Genomic DNA, 3,197 nt, shown 5'->3' on the forward strand with positions numbered 1-3,197 from the left:
GCTGATAGATTTGTTGTTACATGTGTTTGAATCTTTTTAGTTGTGAAAATATCATACCTGCTTAATAAAACCTCTGCCATCACATTACATTCGTTTCCATAATATTTTAGATTGTTTTCTGTTCCTAAATCATCGAAGCATATTGTTTTGGGTTCGAATTCATATAGTTTTCCTTTGCTGTATTTGTGAATGATTTGGTAACCGTCCTGGATAAATTCAAAGCTGATGTCTCGACACGGTTTCACTAAAAATTTATGCTCTATTGGAGTTAGGTATTTCATCAAATTCATTAGTGATGTTTTGCCACAACCAACTGGTCCAGAAAGTAAAATTCCTTTATTGAGGTTAAGGTTGTATTGGAAACAAGTTGCTTCGTCTTTCATAAAGTAGGCGATTAGTTTATAAATTATGGGATAATCGATTTTAAGGATTTTGAAATGATTTCCGTATAATTCAATTCCTTTTGCTTCGATCCATTTTATAACTTCAGGATAGCTGTAGTGTGATTTAATTTCGTTTTCCATAACTAAAAATTTAACCGTAAAGTCCGCAAAGATTAACGCAATGTTCACAAGGAAGTTGAAACAAGTTCAGCTTAAAGTGGCTCTGAATAATCTTTGTTTGTTCCTGTGTTGAGGTGTTTTGCTCTGTTGGATTGTTGTTCATTTGAAATGAATTTTGATGCGTTTATTATCCAATTTTGTGCTGCTGCTTGCCAATCGACCATTGGTGTTTTACCACCAACTAACCAACCGTTGCTTGAGAAGTAATTGAAAAATTTAATTGCTTCAAGTTCTGGAAAGTGTTGTTCAAGAAAATAAGCTTTGACATTTTCGATTGTTGGCTTCTCGACTGCGCTCGAAGTGACAAGAATATCTTTCTTTTTTTCGCGCAACTTTTTTTCTTTTTCAGTAGTTTCGTTTTTTAAAAAACCATCATCAATTTGAAAATTTTTTGCTTGCTTGTCCAAGTTTACAATCTTTAAATCGTTTGAAATGTTTGGTATGTTTGTATTGTTTATATAAGATACTAGAGCTTGTTCACTACCAGTCCCACTACTTGTCCCAGTACTAGTATAGAGCTTGTTCACTACTTGTTCATTAACCAGTTCAAAAACAGGTTCAATTTTTGGTGTTGTTATTTTTTCACTTTTTGGAGTTGGTTTTAAATCATCTGAAAAATTGAATAGATACACGTGGCTTCCTTTGAATGGATTGTAAGATGGTTCGTAGTTTATATAACCTAGAGAATGTAAGTTTTTAAGGCATTTGTGATAGGTTGCTTTGGAACTGATTTTACTTATTCGCATTACCTCATCACGAGAGATACTGATTGGATTTTTGAACCGATTGCAATTCCAAAATTGGAACAATGCCACATATAAACTTACGTGTGTTGGATTGAGTGTTTTGTCGATTGCTACCTTCTCGAAAAATCCTGTTAGATGTTTTATGTAATTCATCTTTTAGGTTATTTACGATTGAATAAATTGGGTGTTGCTTCGACTTTATTAGTTTCTAAAACCTTTTCTAGATCACTATTGGAATAATATAGAATTCCTCCAATTTTGGTGTATGTGATTGTGCCGTTTACTCTAAGATTCTGTAAAGTACCGGAAGAAATGTTAAGCAGTTTTCTGACTTCTGTAGATTTGAGCCATTGTTTTTGTTGCTGCGGTTTTGAATTAAACATCGTGTTTAAATCGGAAAGTAGGAGTGTGCGAAATTCGTTTAAGTCTTCGCGAGTAATAACTTCGATAGCCATAACGTGAGGTTTTATATTGTTATGGCACAAAATTGTGGGTTTTGATAAAATAAAATTCACAACGCAAACAGAGTTGTGAACGATTTTATTTAAAATAGAACAAATCCAAGCTTAAATCGGTTCGTCGGAATTGTTCATTCTTTTCTCTAAAGTGTCTTTTAAGGTATTTAAAAACTTGGTTCTTTCGGTCTTACGTACCCGAATTTCAAGGAAAGTTCTTCGGTATTGTCCTAAATCAACATTGAAAATATTTTCAAAATATTTGGCTATCTCTTTTAAATCTGTAGTGCCATTATTAAATACTTTTTCGGATTGCAAAGCATACAACAATTCGATTAATGCAACTTTTGGTGCCGTCCAAGTGAGTTTTGCGTTGTGATTGTGTTGTGATTTTTCTTTTGGTTCTTTGTTGGAAATTGCCAATAATCGGTCTTCTAAATATACTTGAACTAAATCGTGAGCCAATATTTTAGCCACTTTAAAGTCGTGGGAAGTTGAAAAATTATGATCTACTTCAAAAAAGAAACTATCTATTGTCAGTTTTATATCAAAATTACTACGAACAAAATATTTGAAGTCTAAATAATTGTTTCCAGTTCTATAATATTTATAAAAGTCTAAGTTGTTATCGAAGTAACGTTTTAGTTTTACCAGTTCATTATTTAAATACTTTTTTACAACACGTTCTCCGCCGTGAGGAATTTTGGTTTCTATTTTGTAAACTATGTTATAGTAAATAAGTTTTGATGTAAACTTGGGTTTGATGTTCTTAAAAAAATCTATTTCCTGTTCCTGACTTTTTAATTTCTCTTTAAGAAATAAGGTTTTAAGTTTTTGGATAGATTTAACCGTAATTTCAATTGCTTTTTCACAACGTACTAATGTATCATCAATCTCTAAATCAATGAAATTAAGTTGCTCAGTTAATTCTGTTAAAAGTTGGTTATATTTGGCGTTCAAATTTATAATGGATTAAATTAATAAATAATTTATTTAGCATTTTTATTATTCACATTTGATTAAGAAGTTACATTTTTTAATCATTTATTTTAGTAATTGTCAGTTTGTTTTATTCACTCGTCTAAAAATTTATTACTAATTACAACTATGAAAAAACCTCTTGTATCTCCTGTTAAAAATAATGAAGACCAAAAACTTCAAGAATTAATCGCTTTCTATCAAGAAACGCTTGGTTTTTGTCCGAATAGCGTTATCACAATGTATCATCGTCCTGAAATTGCGTACTCATTTATAGCACTTAACAAAGCCGTTATGGAAAATAAAGGCAAAGTTACTAGTGATTTAAAACGATTAATCGGATTCATATCGAGTAACACTGCTGGTTGCAAGTATTGCCAAGCACATACTATTCGTGCTGCAGAACGTTATGATGCACACCAAGAAAAACTAGAAAATATTTGGAGCTTTGAAAC

The 3,197-nt window shown here is 31.5% G+C and carries 5 protein-coding genes; 1 reads left to right on the forward strand and 4 read right to left on the reverse strand.

The window, feature by feature from the left end; all coding sequences use genetic code 11:
* From ACH2BO_RS00965 to ACH2BO_RS00980, 4 genes are all read right to left on the reverse strand, one after another.
* Window positions 1-524: ATPase (locus tag ACH2BO_RS00965; RefSeq protein WP_395042889.1), on the reverse strand; the 524-nt coding region annotated here is incomplete at its 3' end.
* 71 nt (window positions 525-595) lie between these two features.
* Window positions 596-1,462, reverse strand: a complete 867-nt coding sequence (locus ACH2BO_RS00970; protein WP_395042890.1) for a transcriptional regulator — start codon at window positions 1,460-1,462, stop codon at window positions 596-598.
* Between the two features lie 8 nt (window positions 1,463-1,470).
* Window positions 1,471-1,764: a helix-turn-helix domain-containing protein gene (locus ACH2BO_RS00975; protein WP_395042891.1), complete on the reverse strand. Its 294-nt coding sequence runs from the start codon at window positions 1,762-1,764 to the stop codon at window positions 1,471-1,473.
* A 111-nt stretch (window positions 1,765-1,875) separates the two neighbouring features.
* Window positions 1,876-2,724, reverse strand: a complete 849-nt coding sequence (locus ACH2BO_RS00980) for an RteC domain-containing protein (protein WP_395042892.1) — start codon at window positions 2,722-2,724, stop codon at window positions 1,876-1,878.
* A 147-nt stretch (window positions 2,725-2,871) separates the two neighbouring features.
* On the opposite strand from ACH2BO_RS00980, the gene ACH2BO_RS00985 reads away from it, so the two are divergent.
* A partial coding sequence (locus ACH2BO_RS00985; RefSeq protein ID WP_395042893.1) for a carboxymuconolactone decarboxylase family protein occupies window positions 2,872-3,197 on the forward strand: 326 nt, incomplete at its 3' end.

The sequence above is a fragment of the Flavobacterium sp. genome, assembly GCF_043773265.1.
In the GTDB taxonomy this organism is placed as follows: domain Bacteria; phylum Bacteroidota; class Bacteroidia; order Flavobacteriales; family Flavobacteriaceae; genus Flavobacterium.